The sequence below is a fragment of the Streptacidiphilus sp. PAMC 29251 genome, from assembly GCF_054208735.2.
The window spans coordinates 858473-875430 of sequence record NZ_CM135725.2; the positions used below are offsets into that span (position 1 = coordinate 858473).

Annotated in this window: 16 protein-coding genes and 3 pseudogenes; 6 read left to right on the forward strand and 13 right to left on the reverse strand. The window is 68.9% G+C overall.

Annotation, left to right across the window (positions count from 1 at the left end; translation table 11 throughout):
* Positions 1-34 precede the first annotated feature (34 nt).
* Positions 35-764 (forward strand): annotated as a pseudogene (locus ACXKR8_RS04080) (SDR family oxidoreductase).
* 47 nt (positions 765-811) lie between these two features.
* On the opposite strand, the gene ACXKR8_RS04085 reads toward ACXKR8_RS04080, so the two are convergent.
* From ACXKR8_RS04085 to ACXKR8_RS04100, 4 genes are all read right to left on the reverse strand, one after another.
* Complete coding sequence (locus ACXKR8_RS04085; protein WP_458271524.1) at positions 812-1246, reverse strand: ester cyclase; 435 nt, start codon at positions 1244-1246, stop codon at positions 812-814.
* A 119-nt stretch (positions 1247-1365) separates the two neighbouring features.
* Positions 1366-1695 carry a hypothetical protein gene (locus ACXKR8_RS04090; RefSeq protein ID WP_458271525.1) on the reverse strand — a complete coding sequence of 110 codons (330 nt, stop codon included), beginning with the start codon at positions 1693-1695 and terminating at the stop codon, positions 1366-1368.
* Positions 1696-1775: 80 nt separating this feature from the next.
* Positions 1776-2444 carry a peroxiredoxin-like family protein gene (locus tag ACXKR8_RS04095; protein ID WP_458271526.1) on the reverse strand — a complete coding sequence of 223 codons (669 nt, stop codon included), beginning with the start codon at positions 2442-2444 and terminating at the stop codon, positions 1776-1778.
* Positions 2445-2539: 95 nt separating this feature from the next.
* Positions 2540-3184, reverse strand: a complete 645-nt coding sequence (locus ACXKR8_RS04100) for a TetR/AcrR family transcriptional regulator (RefSeq protein WP_458271527.1) — start codon at positions 3182-3184, stop codon at positions 2540-2542.
* Between the two features lie 177 nt (positions 3185-3361).
* Between ACXKR8_RS04100 and ACXKR8_RS04105 the strand changes: the two genes are divergently transcribed.
* Entirely contained in the window at positions 3362-3718 is a 357-nt protein-coding gene (locus tag ACXKR8_RS04105) for a DoxX family protein (protein ID WP_458271528.1), read from the forward strand.
* 48 nt (positions 3719-3766) lie between these two features.
* On the opposite strand, the gene ACXKR8_RS04110 is transcribed toward ACXKR8_RS04105, so the two are convergent.
* Together ACXKR8_RS04110 and ACXKR8_RS04115 are read right to left on the reverse strand one after the other, a co-directional pair.
* Positions 3767-4450 carry a class I SAM-dependent methyltransferase gene (locus ACXKR8_RS04110; protein WP_458271529.1) on the reverse strand — a complete coding sequence of 228 codons (684 nt, stop codon included), beginning with the start codon at positions 4448-4450 and terminating at the stop codon, positions 3767-3769.
* Positions 4451-4526: 76 nt separating this feature from the next.
* On the reverse strand, positions 4527-5519 hold the full coding sequence (locus tag ACXKR8_RS04115; protein WP_458271530.1) for a hypothetical protein: 993 nt from the start codon (positions 5517-5519) through the stop codon (positions 4527-4529).
* 383 nt (positions 5520-5902) lie between these two features.
* Between ACXKR8_RS04115 and ACXKR8_RS04120 the strand changes: the two are divergent.
* Positions 5903-6752: pseudogene (locus ACXKR8_RS04120) on the forward strand (site-specific integrase); the annotation flags it as partial.
* 225 nt (positions 6753-6977) lie between these two features.
* Here the strand turns inward: ACXKR8_RS04120 and ACXKR8_RS04125 are convergent.
* The 4 genes and pseudogenes from ACXKR8_RS04125 to ACXKR8_RS04140 all read right to left on the reverse strand — a co-directional run bounded on the left by ACXKR8_RS04125 (position 6978) and on the right by ACXKR8_RS04140 (position 12127).
* The gene (locus ACXKR8_RS04125) at positions 6978-7901 is read right to left on the reverse strand and encodes a GNAT family N-acetyltransferase (RefSeq protein WP_458271531.1); all 924 of its coding nucleotides are present in this window, start codon (positions 7899-7901) and stop codon (positions 6978-6980) included.
* A gap of 233 nt (positions 7902-8134) precedes the next feature.
* Complete coding sequence (locus ACXKR8_RS04130; protein ID WP_458271532.1) at positions 8135-9214, reverse strand: MerR family transcriptional regulator; 1080 nt, start codon at positions 9212-9214, stop codon at positions 8135-8137.
* Between the two features lie 151 nt (positions 9215-9365).
* Positions 9366-11220 (reverse strand): annotated as a pseudogene (locus tag ACXKR8_RS04135) (Tn3 family transposase); the annotation flags it as partial.
* A 73-nt stretch (positions 11221-11293) separates the two neighbouring features.
* Entirely contained in the window at positions 11294-12127 is an 834-nt protein-coding gene (locus ACXKR8_RS04140) for a helix-turn-helix transcriptional regulator (protein ID WP_458271533.1), read from the reverse strand.
* Positions 12128-12284: 157 nt separating this feature from the next.
* On the opposite strand from ACXKR8_RS04140, the gene ACXKR8_RS04145 reads away from it, so the two are divergent.
* The 3 genes from ACXKR8_RS04145 to ACXKR8_RS04155 all read left to right on the forward strand — a co-directional run bounded on the left by ACXKR8_RS04145 (position 12285) and on the right by ACXKR8_RS04155 (position 14716).
* Positions 12285-13163: an alpha/beta hydrolase gene (locus tag ACXKR8_RS04145; protein ID WP_458271534.1), complete on the forward strand. Its 879-nt coding sequence runs from the start codon at positions 12285-12287 to the stop codon at positions 13161-13163.
* 75 nt (positions 13164-13238) lie between these two features.
* Positions 13239-13469 (forward strand): DUF6332 family protein, encoded by a 231-nt coding sequence (locus ACXKR8_RS04150; RefSeq protein WP_458271535.1) that lies wholly within the window; start codon positions 13239-13241, stop codon positions 13467-13469.
* Positions 13470-13765: 296 nt separating this feature from the next.
* Positions 13766-14716 (forward strand): transposase, encoded by a 951-nt coding sequence (locus ACXKR8_RS04155; protein ID WP_462100656.1) that lies wholly within the window; start codon positions 13766-13768, stop codon positions 14714-14716.
* 599 nt (positions 14717-15315) lie between these two features.
* On the opposite strand, the gene ACXKR8_RS04160 is transcribed toward ACXKR8_RS04155, so the two are convergent.
* The 3 genes from ACXKR8_RS04160 to ACXKR8_RS04170 form a co-directional block, all read right to left on the reverse strand.
* Positions 15316-15864 (reverse strand): hypothetical protein, encoded by a 549-nt coding sequence (locus ACXKR8_RS04160; RefSeq protein ID WP_462100320.1) that lies wholly within the window; start codon positions 15862-15864, stop codon positions 15316-15318.
* Between the two features lie 679 nt (positions 15865-16543).
* Complete coding sequence (locus ACXKR8_RS04165) at positions 16544-16786, reverse strand: DUF7848 domain-containing protein (RefSeq protein ID WP_458271538.1); 243 nt, start codon at positions 16784-16786, stop codon at positions 16544-16546.
* Complete coding sequence (locus ACXKR8_RS04170; protein ID WP_458271539.1) at positions 16783-16956, reverse strand: hypothetical protein; 174 nt, start codon at positions 16954-16956, stop codon at positions 16783-16785. Before ACXKR8_RS04170 ends, ACXKR8_RS04165 begins: the two co-directional genes overlap by 4 nt.
* Positions 16957-16958: the final 2 nt, after the last annotated feature.

Below are 16958 nucleotides of genomic sequence, written 5' to 3' on the forward strand. Positions count from 1 at the left end.
TCGGACACGGTCCCCAAGAAGGGCAGGACATCTCATGAAGTTCGCAGTCATCGGCGGAACCGGACTGATCGGCTCCCAGGTCGTGGAGAACCTCAACGCGGCCGGCCACCAGGCGGAGCCGCACGCGCTGTCCACCGGGATCGACGTCCTCACCGGTCAGGGGCTGGACGCGGCGCTGGCGGGCGCCGAGGTGGTCGTCAATCTGACCAACTCCCCACCTTCGACGACGCCTCGCCCGCGTTCTTCCAGACCTCGATGGACCACCTCCTCACCGCGGCCCAGCGGGCAGGCGCCAGGCACTTCGTCATCCTGTCCATCGTCGGCGTCGACCAAGTGCCTGATCTCGACTACTACCGCGCCAAGACGCTCCAGGAGGACGTCCTCAAGGCCGGGCCCATCCCCTACTCCATCGTCCGCGCCACCCAGTTCATGGAATTCATCGACGCCGTCCTGTCCTGGACCGCCGACGAGAACACCGTCCGCCTGCCCCGCACCCCGATCCAGCCGGTCGCGGCAGCCGACGTCGCCGCCACGGTCGCCGAGGTCGCCGCCGGGGCGCCCCTGGGCGGCATCCTCAACGTCGCCGGGCCCGACGCCTACCCGCTGGACGACCTGGGCCGGGTCACCCTCACCGCCAAGGGCGACAAGCGTTCGGTGACCACCGACGACACCGCCGGCATGTTCGCCGCCGTCCACGGCGACGTCCTGCTCCCCCGAACGGCGCCCGCATCGCCCCCACCCACTACACCGACTGGCTGAAGTAGCTCTCACGGCGCCGGGGTGCGTTGCCGACGGGCGGCCACGGCGCTGGTCAGGACGGGAGTGCGCCGAGCTGGCGCAACTGCGCAAGGACGTCGACGACGCCCCGGATCTCGGTGATCCGCCCGTCGGCGAAACGGAAGATGAAGATCTCGTTGTAGCTGACGGTTTTCCCGGTGGGCGGCAGGCCCTGGTACTCGCCCCGGTGGGTCCCGGTCACCGTGTTCCTGGAGACGACCTTGTCGCCCTCCGTGATGATCTCCTCGGCCGTGACATGGATGTCGGGGAACGCGCACAGCAGCACACCCCACACCCGCTTCAGGGCCTCGGCTCCCGTCGCACCCATCGGGACCGGCGCATGGAAGAGCACGTCCGGTGCGACGAACTCGTCGATGGCCTTCGCGATGGTGCCCAGGTCGCCGCTGTTCACGGCGGCGTGGAAGCGCTTGAGCGTCGCGGTGTCGCCCGTCGGCCTGGTTGTCGACATGCCGATTCTCCTCAGGTCTGTGCCTTCGGCGCCTGCTGGACGGCGCCTCGGCAGTTCGGTGTCCGCGCTCTAAGACACCGCAGCCCCCGGAAATGTGACGCGCTGCGCGAACCCTCTCGCTACCGCGCGGTCCAGACCGTGCAGCCGGCGGCATGGACGGTCAGCATGACAACCGTGCCGCCGGCCAGAACCTGCCGGGTGCGGGTGACCGTGCAGCACTCGGCCGGGGCCCAGGCCTCCTGGGGAGCAGGCCGATACTCGTCCCGGTCCGGCAGCTCAGCGCTGAGCCGGTCCTCGTCCCGGTCCGGCAGCTCGGTGCGCGGCCAGGCGGGTTCCGCCGGCGGCTGCGGCCGCGGCTGGTGGACCGGGTGGCGCCGGGCCTGCTCGATGGGGACCCCGAGAGCTCGGGCTCGGGCGTGCAGGCGGCGGCGGTCGCGTCGTTCGGACATGGCGACACTGTGCCCCGCCGCACCCCGTCAGCGCCAATGCCGTCCCCCTGGCGACGGAGTCGGCACCGGCGCCGTGCCGGTCAGCCGTCCAGCTCGGCCACCGCCGCGAGGATGTCGGCCACCTCGGTACGGCCGGTGTAGTTGGGGTGCACGTCGATCCAGCGCAGCGTCCCCCCGGCGTCGACCAGCGCGACCGTCGGCATGGGCAGCCCGTGGGTGCCGTCCGCGTTGACGGCGGTCAGGTCAAGACCGAGCGAGCCCTGCGCGGCGCGGGCGTCGGCGGTGGGCGCGGTGAGGATGCCGAGCTGCGCGGCGATGCCGTTGCCGGGGTCGGAGAGCACCGCGAAGGTCAGCTCATTGGCCTCCCGCGTCGACAGCGAGCCGTCCGCCTTCTGCGGGCTGACCGCGATCAGCGCGATCCCGCGTGCGTCCAGCGCCGGGACCAGCTCCTGCTGGTAGCTGCGCAGGGCGAGGTTGCAGTACGGGCACCAGGCCCCCCGGTAGAAGACCACCACGGCCCCTCGGCCCGCCCGGACCGCGGCGAGCGTGGTGGCATCGCCGTGGACGTCCAGCACGGTGCCGTCGGCCATCGGTGTGCCGGGGGCGGCGATGCCCGCAGGCAGGCCCGCGGCGTCGAGGCCGGCCTGCTCGGCGTCGAAGGCCGCCACGACCTGCGGCGGGAGCCGCGTCGCCGCAGCAGCGGAGACGGCAGCGGACTGGGCGGCGATGGTGGGCTGGGTGGTGGTCATCGGAGGCTCCTCGTGAATGGAGTAATCGTTCCATTAACGACCGTCGCAGATACTTTTTGGAGTGTCAACTCCAGAAATGAACGGAAGCAGAGGGCTCAGCCGCCGACGACGACCAACGAGGCGATGTGATCGATCGCCATATCCATGGCCGCCTCCAGCGCCAGCGTGTCGCGGCGGATCTGGGTCAGCAGCAACCCGCCCTGCAGCGCAGCGAGGGTGGCCAGCGCCAGTTGCTCGGGGTCGGCGTCCCGGCGCAGCTCGCCACGGTCGTGCATGGCGTGCAGGCCACCGCGGATGCCCAGCTCCCAGCGGGCGAAGCCGGCCGCGACATCGACCCTGGCCTCGTCGTCGGCCTCGGACAGCTCGCTGCCGAGCGAGCCGATCGGGCAGCCGCCCTGGCAGTGCCGACTGCGCTGGAGCTGCACGATGGCGTCCCGCCAGGACCGCAATCCCTGGACGCTGTCCAGGCGGTCCAGCAGTGGCTCCTGGGATCCCACGACCGTGTCGCTCTGATGGGCGATAACGGCCTTGATCAGCGCCTTCTTGTCCGCGAAGTAGTGGTACACCTGCGAGGTGCTGACCCCGGCAGCGGCCTGCACGTCCTCGATGCTGGTGCCGGCGACCCCGTTCTCGAACATCAGATCGGCCGCGGCGGCGACGATCCGCTCACGGGTCGCCCGGCCCTTGCTGGTGAGTCGGGGAGCGGCGCCCGGGGGCGGGGAGGATGCGGAGTTCGTCATTCCTCCAGCCTAGCGGTTTCTGGAGTACTCACTGCAGAACTGGGGCCAGCGCACCCGACCGCCCACCGATGTCACACATCGCGTCGCCGGTCTGTCCTCCAAGGGAACCGTGTCACCCGACAGGGTGACCGGTCAACGCCGTCCCCAGCACACCGTCCCCACAGAAGCGGAGAAATCGTGTTCGCCGCCTACCTCACGATCATCATCCTCGGCGCGGTCTTCAACGGCGCCGCCGCCGTCACCTATCTGATCGGCCACGACTACCCCAAGACCCAGGCGGACATGAAGGGCCTGCCCAGGAAGTGGGTCCCGGTGCTGGGCTCGCTGCTGGCAGCGGGCACCGTGGGCCTGCTGGGCGGGCTCGCCGTCCCGCTGTTGGGCACCCTGGCCGCCGGCGGCCTGGTGCTCTACTTCATCGGCGCCATCATCGCCCACCTGCGGGTCGGCTCCCATGACATTGTCGGCGGAATCGTGTTCCTCTCCACCGCGGTGGCCGCCCTGACCCTGGGCCTGCTCCAACACGGCCCCTGGTAGCCCGCGAAGCCCTCAAGTCCAATGCCGGGGGCCGAATCTGACGGCTCCTCAGCGCAGCCGCCGCGCCCGCAGCACCAGGTCGTCGGTGTGGTGGGCGCCGGCGCCGCCGTCGGGTGCGACGCGTGGGCGCTGCTCGTCGACCTCCACCGCCCAGTCGTCGTCGAGCAGCGCGGCGACCATCGAGGGCCAGACGTAGTCGGCCGGGTCGAAGCCGCTGTCGTGCGCCTGCTGGGTCTCCATCCCCGCGTGGTGCACGAGCAGCAGCACGCCGCCGGGTGCGACGGCCGCCAGCAGCGCACGCTCGGCCGCGGCGTCGGCGGTGCGCAGCAGGGCTGGGTACTGCGCGGAGACCAGGTCGAAGGACGCGGGCGGGAGCTGCGCCTGGTCCAGCGCGGCGTGCACCCAGTGGACGGCGAGGTTGGCGTCCCGCCCGTGCCCGGCCGCCCGCTCCAGGGCGATGCCGGAGACCTCGAGCGCGGTCACGTCCCAGCCGTTCCTGGCGAGCCAGACCGCGTCCGCGCCCTCGCCGCAGCCGACGTCGAGCACCCGTCCGGGGGTGAGCCCGGCGACCTCGGCCACCAGCGCACCGTTGGGTTGGCCGCTCCACAACTGCTGCCGGTCGGCGTACCGGCTGTCCCACTCCGCCCGCACGGCGGGATCTCCCACATAGTCGTCGGCAGGCGAGGGAGAGTCGGCGGACGCGGGCGATTCTGCTGCGATGTTGTCTGTCACGGGCCCACCGTCGCCCATCGCATGCGGGTCGCGCCACTCCTGTTGCTGTTCCGGCAACACGGCGTCCGGGCGCGGGTCAGAAGCCGCCGAAGACCAGGTGGCCGGTGGGGTCGAAGTAGGACCACATGGTCGCCACCCGGGCGCCGCCGACCATGCCGATTCCGCCCGCGACCTGCGGGTCCCCGTTGCTGGCGTCATTGAAGCAGGTGGGGTTGCAGCCCTCGGAGTAGGCCAGGTGGAAGGCGCCGTCGGTGCCGCGGAAGCCGATGTAGATGTCGCCGTCGGCGGAGGCGAGGCCCGGACCCTGGGTCGCGCCGACCGGGGAGAGGACGTGCGAGCGGGCGGTCAGGGTGCCGGTGCCGTTGAAGGTCGCCACGTCCAGGGTGTGCGCGGGGTCGGTCCCGGTCCAGGCGAGGACCACGCCGAGGTTGCTGCTGCCGCTCTCGTCCCACATCAGGGCGGGTCCGGCCGCGGAGGTGTCGGCGAAGGCGTGCCGGTCGGTCAGCACCAGCGTGTGGGTGGTGGCGCAGCCGCTGCTGTCGAGGCGTCCGACATTGAGGTGCCCGGCGGCGTCGGTCCAGGCCAGGTAGCGGTTCCCGGCCCGGTCGTTGACCAGGGCCGGCGCGTAGGGGCTGGTCACCCCGGTGAACGCGGTGCGGCAGGTCTTCGCGGTGCCGGTCCAGTAGAACGCGGTCAGGGTGTCGCCGTTGTCGCCCGCGGGCCACGCCACGAAGGCGCCGGTGCCGTCCCCGTCGATGGCCGCGCCCTCGCCCTGGGGCACGTGCTCGGTGGTGTCGAGCTTGACGATGTCCGTGCCCTTGTCGGTGGAGTAGCCGAAGTCCAGCTCCTTGGCGGCGGCGGTGCCGCTGCTCCCGGCCCAGGCGACGTAGAGCCTGCTGCCGACGACGGCCAGCGCGGGCCGGCCACTGCCGGTGTGCCAGGTGGTGGCCGCCGTGGCGGTTCCCGGCAGCAGGGCGAGGGCGAGGACGGAGACGGCGGCCACCGCCGCGCGGAGGCGTCGGGTGTGGCGGCCGTCGCCGGGGCGTCGGGGGCTCGGGCGGTGTTCCATCGGTCACTCCCAGGGCTCGGAGAGCGCTCTCTCGGCGGCCTCACCGTAGGGCCCTGAACCCTCACCGTCAAGACGTCCAGCCACTCCTGACGGTCTGTCGACTCGCCACAGGTCTCCCATGGGACGACAAAGGCGATCGCGGCCAGCGCCTGAAAACCGGCGGCGAGCGACCGCGTAGGGGGCTGAGGAACATCTATGTCAGATCGTGCGCTAAGCCCTCGTTGCCCCTGATGGGCGGCTGACGGAGCATCGGATGTGAACGCGGTCTGAAGTCTTCCCGCAGATAACACCCCAATATCTGCGGTAGCTTGATCCGTCACCTGCGGTGACGTTCTCCGGCCACTACGTGAAGCGGCCCTGTTGTCTGTGGCAAGGGGGAAGCGGTGCCCACCGTCGTAAAGCTGCCGACAGGGAAGGCGCTCACTGTCCAGGCGGCGGCCGACGTCTTCCTCGACTCGCTCGGCAATCCGAACACGGTCCGGAACTATGGGATCGGGGTGGGCAAGACCGCCGAGCGGCTCGGCGAGGGTCGGCCGCTGGAGTTGGTCGCGGACGACGAGATCGGCGAAGCCCTCGAACTGCTCTGGGGCACCTCCGCGGTGAACACCTGGAACACGCGTCGGGCATCGGTGCTGTCCTGGCTCGGCTGGTGCGGTGAACGCGGCTACGAGGGACCGGCGGTCCCGGCATGGGCGAAGCGGTTGGCGGTGCCGGACTCTCAGACCCCGGCCCGCTCGAAGATGGCTATTGACCGACTGGTCTCCCGTCAAGGCGAAGGGTGCGCGGACCAAGTCCCGCCGCCGGGGCGAGGCTCGCGAGGACTTCGTGCTGGAGACGGTCTACTGGGACGCCGGTACTGCCCGGCTCCTACCCCGCCTACTCAAGGGACGCACGAGGGGGCCGGTGTTCGTCACCCACCGCAAGCCCGGCCCGGGAAAGGTCGTCAGCCCGCGCGACGTGTGCCCGGACACAGGCCTCGCCCGACTGTCCTACGGGCAGGCCCGTGCCCTGCTGGACCAGCACACCGCCGTGCGCGGGCCCGGTACCGGGTGGGACCTGCACGAGTACCGCCACTCCTCTCTGACCCACCTGAGCGAGGCCGGGGCGAGCCTGCTGATGCTGATGGCCAAGTCTCGGCACAAGAAACCGGAGAACGTGCGCCGCTACTTCAAGCCCTCTCCAGAGGCGATTTCCGAGCTCACGAGTCTGCCTGCGCCGGGCGACGCCCGCCGCCGAGCGGTTTCGGGTGAGTCTCGGCTTCTGTACGGGTTGGCCGGCGGCCGACGCGTGTCGGTTGTGGGGATCCGCCGGTGATGCGCGCAGACGCCATTGCGGCACGCCAGATGCCGACCACGCCGCCCGGCGCGGCTGAGAACCGGAGAACTCCGCCCACCACCCGGTCAGCCTGGTAGGCGGATCAGACCATGATCCTTCTCGGCGTTAACCGCTGTAGCGCTGCTACTCAAGGGCGGATGACGCCAGCCGATGCGGCAGGTCCCGGGTGAACTCCCGGAAGCCGATGCTGTAGTACAGCGCCTTCGCAGCCGGGTTCTTCGGCGAAGACGGGCAGCCGACGAGCATCCGAGTCACGCCCGCTGCGCGTGCCTTGTGCATCCCGTGGATCAGCAGCGCCCGACCGAGGCGCTGCCGTCGGAAATCCGGATGCGTGCCCACGGGCTCGAACTCGGCCGTCTGGTTCTGTTCGTCGTGCCAGATAATCGCGGAGGTGGCCATCGTGCCGTCCGGGGCCTCGATCAGGATATGGAGATCCTCGCGGTAGGGGAAAGTCGCTCGCACGCCTTCGTAGCCCTGCTCGTTGTAGCGGGAGTACTCCCAGGCGTCGCGGTGCGCCTTGACTACCGCGGCCGGTCCGACCTGGCCGGCCGTACGGAAGTGGAAGCCCTCCGGAAGCACGGGGGCGTCTTCGAGGTCCTCCAGAGGCCGCATGTTGAACTGTGTCTTGTACAAGTTGTCATCGCTGTTGGCGGCCTGGTCCACTTCGTAGCCGTGCGCCGCGAGCCGCATCAGCGCCTGCTTGTCGGCAGCACGCGGAGTCGTCAAGTGCGGTAGATCCGGGGACTCCGCGGCGAACCAGTCAAGGATCTCGTCCAGGACGTCAGGCCGTTCGGGGTGGACCAGCTGCACCAGTTGGGCGGTCTTGCTGAGGTGGATCCAGCCCCAGGCAACGACCTTGTTGCCGTGGTACCAAAACCGGTGGCGCCAGCAGGCGGCTTCGGCGTGGTGGTCCATCCCATACACCCAGGCCAGCTCACCATAGGTAGCGTCGCTGTGCACCAGCGCCGGGTTGATCGCGAAGACCTCCTGCGCGAGGCCCTGCATCAGGAGGACGTCGTGCGGAGTGAGCTCTTGCGTCACAGTCATGGAGGGCACTGTCCCATCGTCGATCTTCCCTATCAACGGGTTTTCGGACGACGACCGTCGCGGTCCGGGGCCAGCCGGCATCCCCCAGGGAGTAGAGCGGGCTCATCGCCGGCTGTCAGCCCGACTAACAGTCCGTCAAAAGTTTTGACAGCAGCACCGGTTTTCTGCGCCGTTCCTACCGGACTCCCGAACCGGGCCAGGGCGATGAGCATGTTGACCTGCATGGCCCGCTCCTACTGCTGGAGCTCCAGCACGTCGGCGACCACGCAGCTGACGTTGTCGGGACCGCCAGCACGGTTGGCCAGGGCGATGAGCTCGCGCACCGCCTGCTCGGGATCGGCGACGGCGGAGAGGACCTGGTTCAGGTCCTCGGTCGCGACGACCGCGGACAGGCCGTCCGAGCACAGCAGGTAGCGGTCTCCCGCCCGGGCATCGTGCAGGCGAATGTCGGCAGAGGCATCGGATGCCCCGACCAGGGCCCGCATCAGGAGCGAGCGCTGCGGGTGAGAGGTGGCCTCGTCCGCGGTGATACGGCCCTCGTCGACCATCGACTGCACCAGCGTGTGGTCATGGGTGATCTGGAAGAACTCGCCGTCGCGCAGGAGGTAGGCCCGGGAGTCGCCGATGTGGACCAGGGCCAGCTGGGAGCCGGTCCAGAGCATCGCGGTCAGGGTCGTTCCCGCCTCCTGCGGCGCGGGGCCGCTGGAGGCGACGCCCCGCACGGCCTGCTGGGCCTGCTCGATCGCGTCACCCAGGACGTTGAGGAGGTCTCCCGCCGGGATGCTGTCGCCCTCCAGGCGCTTGAGCACCTCGACGGCGGCCGCGCTGGCGGGGGCGCCGGCCGGGCCGAAGCCGTCGGCCACCGCGAGCAGCCGGGATCCGGCGTAGGCGGTGTCCTGGTTGCTGTCGCGCACCAGGCCGGTGTCGGACAGTGCGGCGTAGCGGAGGTGCAGGGGATTGGTGGTCGATGACATGACGGGGTCCTTCCAGGTCAGGTGGTCGATGAGGAACGTGGCCAGGTCCCGGCGCGCTGCGGTGTCGGCTTCGATCCGGGCCCAGAACACGCGAACCTCCTGCGCGGCTGCGGCTGCGTCGAGTTCGCATACCTCGCGGATGCGGGCCAGGGGCATTCCGAGCCTGCGCAGCCAGGCCACCAACTGGGCGCGCTCCAGTTGCCCGGGGGCGTAGAAGCGGTAGCCGTTCGCCGGGTCGACGCGGGCCGGGGTCAGCAGTCCGAGCTCGTCATACAGACGCAGCGCCTTCGGCGACAGCCGGGACGCCTTCGCGAATGCCCCGATGGTCATCAGCTCCATGCCCGCTCCTCCTCGTGCCGGGCGCCTCGCCCGGCCTCACTGATGCTGGGGCTTCCCCCCAGGTGAAGGTCAACCAGCGCTCCTCGCCCGGCTCCGCACCGCAGACCGCCTATATGACGATCCGCAGGTGGGAGCCGGTTGCTACGGCGCTCTACGGGTGGTCTGCGTCAGCGTCCGGGTCGCGCAGCGGCCGTAGGCCCCCGGGCAGGTCGGGGAGCTGGAAGGAGTACCGGCCCAGCATGTTGATGTGCTGCCGGACAAACGGTGAGAGGCGGGCCACATCCTCGTCGCGGACGTCGAAGCCGTCAGCGCGGAGCTGGTTCACCGCGGCATCCATGTACCGGGTGTTGAGAGTACGACGGCGTTGAGCACGAGTCCGAGCGCGCCGATCTGGTCCTCCATGCCGTCCTGGTAGCGCTGGTAGAGCTGCCCGGCCTTGCCGTGGAAGATCTTCCGGGCGAGAGCGTGGCGCCCCTCCTGGAGGTTGGCCTGCACCTTGATCTTCCGCCGGTAGGTCGGCTCATCCGCCAGACGCAGGATGTGCAGAGTCCTGGCGATCCGCCCGTAGTGCGCGATCGCGTCGCCCAGCGGGGTGGGCCGACCCTCGCGCGACAGCATCCGGATCACGTCGTAGGCCCGCACCGCGTCGGTGTGGATAGAGCCGATGATCCGCAGGATGTCCTCCCAGTGCCGCTCGATCCGCACCAGGTCGACCCGGCCGCGGGCCGCTTCCTGGAACGCGCCGTAGTGGGCCGCGCGGTCGATGCGCCGCATCTTCTGGTCCGGCAGGTCCGCCAACTGCGGCGCGTAGGTGAACCCCGCCAAGGTCAGCAGGCCGAAGACAATGTCGGAGTACGAGGCGGTATCTGTGACGATCATGTCCGGGCGCTTGCCGCCATCGCGGTCGTACAGGACGTCCAGCACGTACAGCGAGTCGCGCGGGGTGCCGGCCACCACCTTCCCGCCGAGCCCGGCCGCCTGGTCGTTGATCATGTTCAACCAGGTGGCGCCGCCACGGCGTCCGAAGTACTTCGGGTTCGGCCGGGCGTAGACCGAGGGCACCGGCACCACGAACCGCCTTCCGTCGACCGAGGCGACCAGGCCGCCGCCCCACGCGCCGGCGAGGGGGATCGCCGCCTGAGTGGCGATCAGTGTCGCGTTGGCGGCCCGGTAGGTCGCCAGCCGCAGATACGTCTGGTCGACGTGGGACAGCCGCCCGTACTGCAGCGCGTCGACGCCGCTGACCACCGGGGTGTAGCCGACGTTGCAGCCATGCGCTACCAGCAGCCCTGCGATGGTGACCGGAAGGTCCCTCAGTCTGGCCTCGCCGCCGGTGACCGAGGTGTTCTCCTGGTCCGCGCCGGTCCAGGAGAACACCTCCAGCAGCACCTCGGGCAGATCGACGCGCGGCAGCATCGCGTTCACCGCCGCCCGCAGCTCCAGCAGCGAGGCCGGTTCGGACTCCGGCTCCAGCGCTGCGAAGTGCAGGCGGCCGTCGTCGAAGGAGATCTGCGCGTTGTCCGGCAGGCGGTCAGCCACCTCCCGGTAGGTACCGTCCAGCAGCGCGGCCCGCGCCGCCAGGTGCTCGCCCGCCCCCTCCGGCAGGCCCAGGGAAGCCAGCACGGTGGGCTTGGCCCGCTCCCACGCCCCACCGGCCAGCAGTTTCGCCCTGGGGTCACCCCACTTGGAAGAGTTCTTCGCGAAGATCTCCCGCCGACGCAGCATCCGGTGGAACTGCTCCAGCACACAGAACACGTACTCCTTCCAGTCCACGGTCCCGGGCTCCAGGCCCGGCGCGGCCAGCACCAGCCGCCGCCAGGACCCGCCCAGCAGCTCGGTGTCGATCTCGGCCGGGCCCACCTTCTTGCGGCCTATCAGATCCGGCAGCGACTTCAGCGCGGCCAGCACCGGGGCACCCTCCGGGGTCGCGTCGAAGTCCACGACCTCAACCAGGACCTTCAGGAAGGGCCGCACCGTGCCGAACCGGGCGACCAGCACGCGGCCCACCGGCGGGGCCGGTCAGCAGCCGCCGGGGTGGTCCGGGGATCAGTGGCGGTCCGGGGATCACTGGCCCAGGAGTCAGGACGCGTCGAGTCGGCGTAGGACGTCGAGGCTGTGGCTGTCCGCGGGGGCGGTCATCACCAGCAGGGTCTGCCGGCTGTCCGCGGTGCGCAGGGTCTGCCACTGCAGGGTGTACTGGCCGGCTGCGGGGTGGGTGAGGCTCTTGCTGCCGTGGCTCTGGTAGGTCGCGTGGCGTTCGGCCCACCAGGTGCGGAAGTCGGGGTCGCGCAGGGAGAGGTCTCCGATCAGCTCGGCCAGCCGGGGCTCGTCGCGGCCCTCGGCGGCGGTGCGGACGTAGCCGACGCAGACCCGGGCGATATCGGACCAGTCCACATAGCGTCCGCGCACGCCGGGGTCGAGGAAGAGCAGCCGCAGGAAGTTCCGCTCGCGCCCGGGGAGGGCGGCGAAGTCGGTGAAGACCGCGGTGGCCAAGCGGTTCCAGGCGAGGATGTCCAGGTAGGGGCCGAGCAGGATGGCGGGGCTGTCCCGCAGGTTGTCCAGCAGCACCCGGGTCTGCGGCAGCACCCGCTCGGCGCGGGGCCGGTTCAGCGGCTGCCGGTCGCTCTTGTTGGCCAGCCGGTACAGGTAGCTGCGCTCGTCCGGCCCCAGCCGCAGCGCGGTGGCGAGGGCATTGAGGACGGCGGCCGAGGCGCCGGGCAGACGGCCCTGCTCCAGCCGGGTGTAGTAGTCGGTGCTGATCGTCGCGAGCTGCGCGACCTCCTCGCGCCGCAGCCCCGGCACCCGGCGTGGACCGCCAGTGTCGGCGAGTCCGACCGCGGTGGGGGCGATCTCGCTGCGGCGGGCTCTGAGGAAGGCCCCCAACTCCTCCGGGCCTCGGCTGCTGCTGCTCATACCGACCATTCTCTCCCCCGGAGGGTGAGCCTACCTGGCCCAATTCCTTCCTAGGAAGAACCCTTCCGTGGAATCTATCTGCCCTGGTCAGCGCATCGGGCTGGAGCGACAGTGGACGGCGTCCCCCCCTTTCCCTCCCTGGATCAGAGGAACCGTCGTGCGTCATGACATCAGTTTCCGCAGCAACGGCCGACACCTGCTCGGCCACCTGTACCTGCCCGACCAGCACGCCGCGGGCGAGCGGCTGCCTGCCGTGGTCGTGGTCGGCCCGGCCTCCAGCACCAAGGGCCAGGTCCCCGCGGTGTACGCACAGCGTCTGAGCGCGCTCGGGTACGCCGCCCTGGCCTTCGACCACACCAGCTACGGCGAGAGCGAGGGCTTCCCCCGTACCGACGAGGACCCCTTCACCAAGATCGAGGACGTCAAGAACGCCGTCACCTTCCTGACCCGGCACACCGAGGTGGACGCCGCCCGGATCGCCGCGGTCGGGGTGTGCGCGGGCGGCGGTTACGCGCCTGCCGCCGCCGTGGCCGATCGCCGCATCAAGGCGGTGGCCACCGCCAGCGGGCTGCCCGATCTGCGTGCCACCGTCATCGCCGCGGGCGACTGGCAGGCCATCATGGCCGCCGCCCAGGGCGCCCGGGAGTCCTTCGAGGCCACCGGCCGGCCCAGCTACGTCCCGTTCCTGGCGGACGGTGAACTGGACCCGTGGCGCGAGAACGGCAAGAAGTTCTACCTCACCGACCGCAACCAGGACCCGAACTGGCGCAACCAGACCCTGCTGTGGTCCTACGACAAGATGCTCCACTTCTCCGCGCTGGACACCATCGAACTGCTTGCCCCCACCCCGCTGCTGCTGATCGCCGGCAGCGAGGCCGAGACCCTGGCCCAGAGCGAGGCCGCCTACGCCCGGGCCAATGAGCCCAAGGAGTTGCTCCTGCTCGACGGCGGCACGCACTTCGATCTCTACGACCGGCCCGAGTACGTCGGCCCCGCCATCGCCAGGATCGACGCGTTCCTCAAGCAGCACCTGTAGTCCTTGGCATGTCGCCCGTTGTCGGCTCCGACCTATACTCGGGCTGCGGGAAAAGCCAAGGAGCGAGGGGGACTTGTGGCGACGCACAGCCAGGCCGAACGGGACGCGATGACGGTGGAGATCGCCTACGCCGTCGTCTCCGCCGTGTTCCTCGCCTGCGTCACAGGTCTTCTCCTGGCCAGTCCGATCCTCCTGCTCGGCCTCCACGGTTCCGCGATGAAGGCCGTGGGCGGGGTCGGCCTGGCCGGCGCCGTCGGGGTGCTGCTGTGGCGGCTGGTCAGCGTCCTCTGGCGCTTCCGCCGCTGACCGGCTCCTGGAGCGCGGCGCTGCAGTCGCCCAGGCAGCGGTCGAACCGGGCGCGGGTTCGGTGGAGCAGGTCGATCCGGTGGTTACGCTCCATGATCCCGTGTCCCTCGCGGGGGTAAACCACAAACTCCTGGTCAACCCCGAAGCGGCGCAGCGCCCGGTGGAAGAACACCGCTGGTCACCGCCGACCAGGGCGCGCGGGCCTGCCCAGGCTGTGGAGTCCTCGCCGCCCGGGCCAGGGGCACTGCCCGGACCAGGACCCGTGACCGCCCTACGGCGAGCGCGGCGTGAAATTGGTGTGGCACAAGCGCCGCTGGTACTGCACCGAGCCCGCCTGTCCGCGCACCTCGTTCACCGAGCAGGTCCCCAAGTTCCCGGCCCGCGCCAGGATCACCGCCCGGTTGCGGGAAGCGGCCGGACACCGGGTCTGCGTTGCGGGTCCGCGGTCGTCCAGGCCGCCCGCGACCTGGCACTGTCCTGGCCCACTGTCATGGCGGCGTTCCTTCCCGCCGGCTGACGGGTCACCGCGGCCGCGCTGCAGCCGGTCCCGTTGTTGGGGATCGACGAAAACGCGGCGTGGTCGGGCGCGTTGGAAGCAGGATCCCGATACTGGTAGGCGGCAGCCAGTCGCGGACCGCCGGCACACCGGCTTCGTCGACGCCCACAGTATCCAGGGCCTGCTCGGCCAGGTCGAGGGCCGCGCACCCTGCGACGTCGTGGCGTGGCCTACCACCCCCCCCAGGACCTGGCGCGAGCAGATCCGCTACATGGCCATCGACATGTCCACCTCTTATCGCGCCGCTGTGCGCATCGGCCTGCCCCACGCCACCGTCGTGGTCGACCACTTCCACTTCCACGTCGTCCAGCTCGCCAACACCCCCGTCATCGGAGCGACCCTGCTGGTCGCCTGGATCGCCAAGGAACGACTGCGCAAGCTGCTGGCCACCGCCCGCACCAGCGCGGACCGCGAGCGCATCGGCCACCTCCGCCGGCGGTTCCTGACCTGGTGCGCAGACTCCGAGATCCCGGAAGTGCGGCAGCTCGCCATCACTGTCGACCGCTGGTGGCGCAAGATCGAAGCCTTCATACGCACCGGCCACAGCAACGCGAAGAGCAAAGGCATCAACCGCATGATCAAGCTGACCGCGCGAGCCACCCGCGGCTTCCGCAACCCCCAGGGCCGTTGCAAAGTCCTGTCCCTGCCCCACCGGCAAATAATTCCAGTGGGGCACCGGGACTATTACTAGCCGTTATCGATAGGGAATTCTGCCGCTGAGCTGCCAAACTTCGCATCAGGGATCAGTTTCCAATTTGGAGAGACGTGAAGCTCACCGAATCGACCTACAACCTTCTGCCAATGGGCGACTGCGAACCTTCAGGTTTACTTCGTTACCCAGTTGAAGGCAGCTGACGTCTTACTACCCAGTCACGAGCGACCTCGACCACGACTTGGATATCATCCAAGTCGTCAAGCTGTCGGTGCTCAGAATACCCATCACCGGTCACCATGCTGCTTCGGCACGGGTGCCGTCTTCGGCGGCGACAGCCAGGTGCGCTATCTCGCCTGCGCCCTTGATCACTTCTTCGGCGTGTCTACCGGCGACGCCACAAGAAGGCCACGCCATGATCGTTCTACTTGCTCTAAAAGGGCGGCTCATCCAATGGAATCTGAGGCTTCCGCGAATCAAAGTGCCTCTCATATTCCCCAACGGGAAGTGGTGGATCAATATCAATTTCATTCGGCGTGCCCCCTTTCCCCCATGCAGCCAGCGCCTTGGAGGCCAACTTTCTGCGCCATTCCATGGAGCTCTGTGCCAAAATAACTTCCACCAAGGGAACCAGCATCCTACGGTACGCCACCAATGCCGGGGACTCCGAAATCCGGACAGCAACAAACAAGAGCCGCTTCTACTACTCTCGAATCAGGGTCGTCAAAATAGGAAGCGATTACCGGAAAGGCTTCTGGGTAAATAGTCCTGATGTTGATGAAATTTGGAAACAGATCAGCTTGCGAATAATTCCCCCACTCTCGAATGCGTTGCTCCTGGCCAATACTGACATCCAAGGCCACACTGGCCAGCCACTTTAGAAGCTCACCTCGAAGTGGAAATCTTTCCGCTTCCCATGGAGGAGAAGACACCGTTCCACTCAGCCGGTCACCCAAAAGTGCGACGACATACTTGAACGCCGGCACGGTCGCAGAATATACCACCCCATCATTAAGAAGAGAATTATGGAGGTGTTTGAGCGAGCTCGCCACTGCTGAAAAATCATGCGACGCCAACTCGCGAAGCCTGACTGGAGTATCCGGAAAGGCCGGTCCATCGGCATTTTCAAGACCAATCCACTCGGCAGGACCAAGGAACGCTGATGGGTCAAAGCTACTGTCGGTCACCTTCGCCATTATGCCCTAGCCACCTGCAAGTACACAGCCAAGGCGCGGCACTAGGGTACCGCGCCTTGGTGAACTTTTCAGAAGGAGACTTCACTGAAAGTTTGGCGCAGCTGAGATCGAACTGCTAGCGACGCATTTTGCGGCAACATTCCCGAAAGTTTCGACATGCAGAACCCGCACGGTCCGCCAGGCTTTGAACCATCAGCCGGCCAACCAGACTCCCGTCCTCGGATGTCGATTGCCTCGCCAGAATCCTCATTATAGTGGCAGCCTGAACCTCGACATGCGAGCCGAAAAACCCTCCGGCGGGACTCGCCGCAGCGGGAATATCCCCCATGTTGGCTCTGATCAACGGGTGGAGTGTATCGGACGCCAGGTCAAACACTCCATGCCCCTTAATCCAAAGGCACCCACCGGTAGCGCCATCCGGCCTGCTGGAGGTTGCGGCATTCTCCGACGCTCTGGTGTGTGCCAGTTCGTCTGCGGTGGAGCAGTTATGAACGAGGACCGGCGTGTCGCCAGCTTCCACATAGTACGTGTGGCACGGTCCCCTGCTCTACCTGCTTCTTCGCAGGTCAGCGGCGATATGACGGTCCGTCGGGGTCCGTGGTTGTGCGCTGGCGTGGGTGGTTGTTGCCGTCACCGCTGCCGTCAGAGGTATAGACCACTCGATGTCATGTCAGAGGAACGCGCCGGGTTCTGCGGTGGCGTAGTCGGTGGCGGTGCGCCGGTAGCACTGGTGGCCGGTCTCGGCGGCGTGCTTGGCGATCAGGGCGGTGACGTCGTCGGCGCGGGTGCGCTCGCCGCTGGTCCACTGGCACTGCTCCTCGTCCGTGACGCAGACTGCCTCCCGGACGGGTGCGGCCGTCTCGTCGGTGCGCACGTGGCACTCGCGGAACCGCATCCGCTTGCGCACGCTCATGCCGCCTGCCCGTGCTCGGTCTGGCGGTGGCGGCCCTGCATCACGCGCACGTCGCTGAGCCGGGACTTGTCCCCGCAGAGCACAGCGGCGCGGGCCTGCTCGCGGAGCCTGCCGCACTCCTCGCATACCGGGCCGGGACGCTCCCGCCACTGCACCGACTCTTCGCCCATCT

Coding starts and splice junctions, on each gene's coding strand:
- ACXKR8_RS04085 (WP_458271524.1), bottom strand. CDS start 1,246: ATGTCGACAACCAGGCCGACGGGCGACACCGCGACGCTCAAGCGCTTC.
- ACXKR8_RS04090 (WP_458271525.1), bottom strand. CDS start 1,695: ATGTCCGAACGACGCGACCGCCGCCGCCTGCACGCCCGAGCCCGAGCT.
- ACXKR8_RS04095 (WP_458271526.1), bottom strand. CDS start 2,444: ATGACCACCACCCAGCCCACCATCGCCGCCCAGTCCGCTGCCGTCTCC.
- ACXKR8_RS04100 (WP_458271527.1), bottom strand. CDS start 3,184: ATGACGAACTCCGCATCCTCCCCGCCCCCGGGCGCCGCTCCCCGACTC.
- ACXKR8_RS04115 (WP_458271530.1), bottom strand. CDS start 5,519: ATGGAACACCGCCCGAGCCCCCGACGCCCCGGCGACGGCCGCCACACC.
- ACXKR8_RS04125 (WP_458271531.1), bottom strand. CDS start 7,901: ATGACTGTGACGCAAGAGCTCACTCCGCACGACGTCCTCCTGATGCAG.
- ACXKR8_RS04130 (WP_458271532.1), bottom strand. CDS start 9,214: ATGGAGCTGATGACCATCGGGGCATTCGCGAAGGCGTCCCGGCTGTCG.
- ACXKR8_RS04140 (WP_458271533.1), bottom strand. CDS start 12,127: ATGAGCAGCAGCAGCCGAGGCCCGGAGGAGTTGGGGGCCTTCCTCAGA.
- ACXKR8_RS04165 (WP_458271538.1), bottom strand. CDS start 16,786: ATGAGCGTGCGCAAGCGGATGCGGTTCCGCGAGTGCCACGTGCGCACC.
- ACXKR8_RS04170 (WP_458271539.1), bottom strand. CDS start 16,956: ATGGGCGAAGAGTCGGTGCAGTGGCGGGAGCGTCCCGGCCCGGTATGC.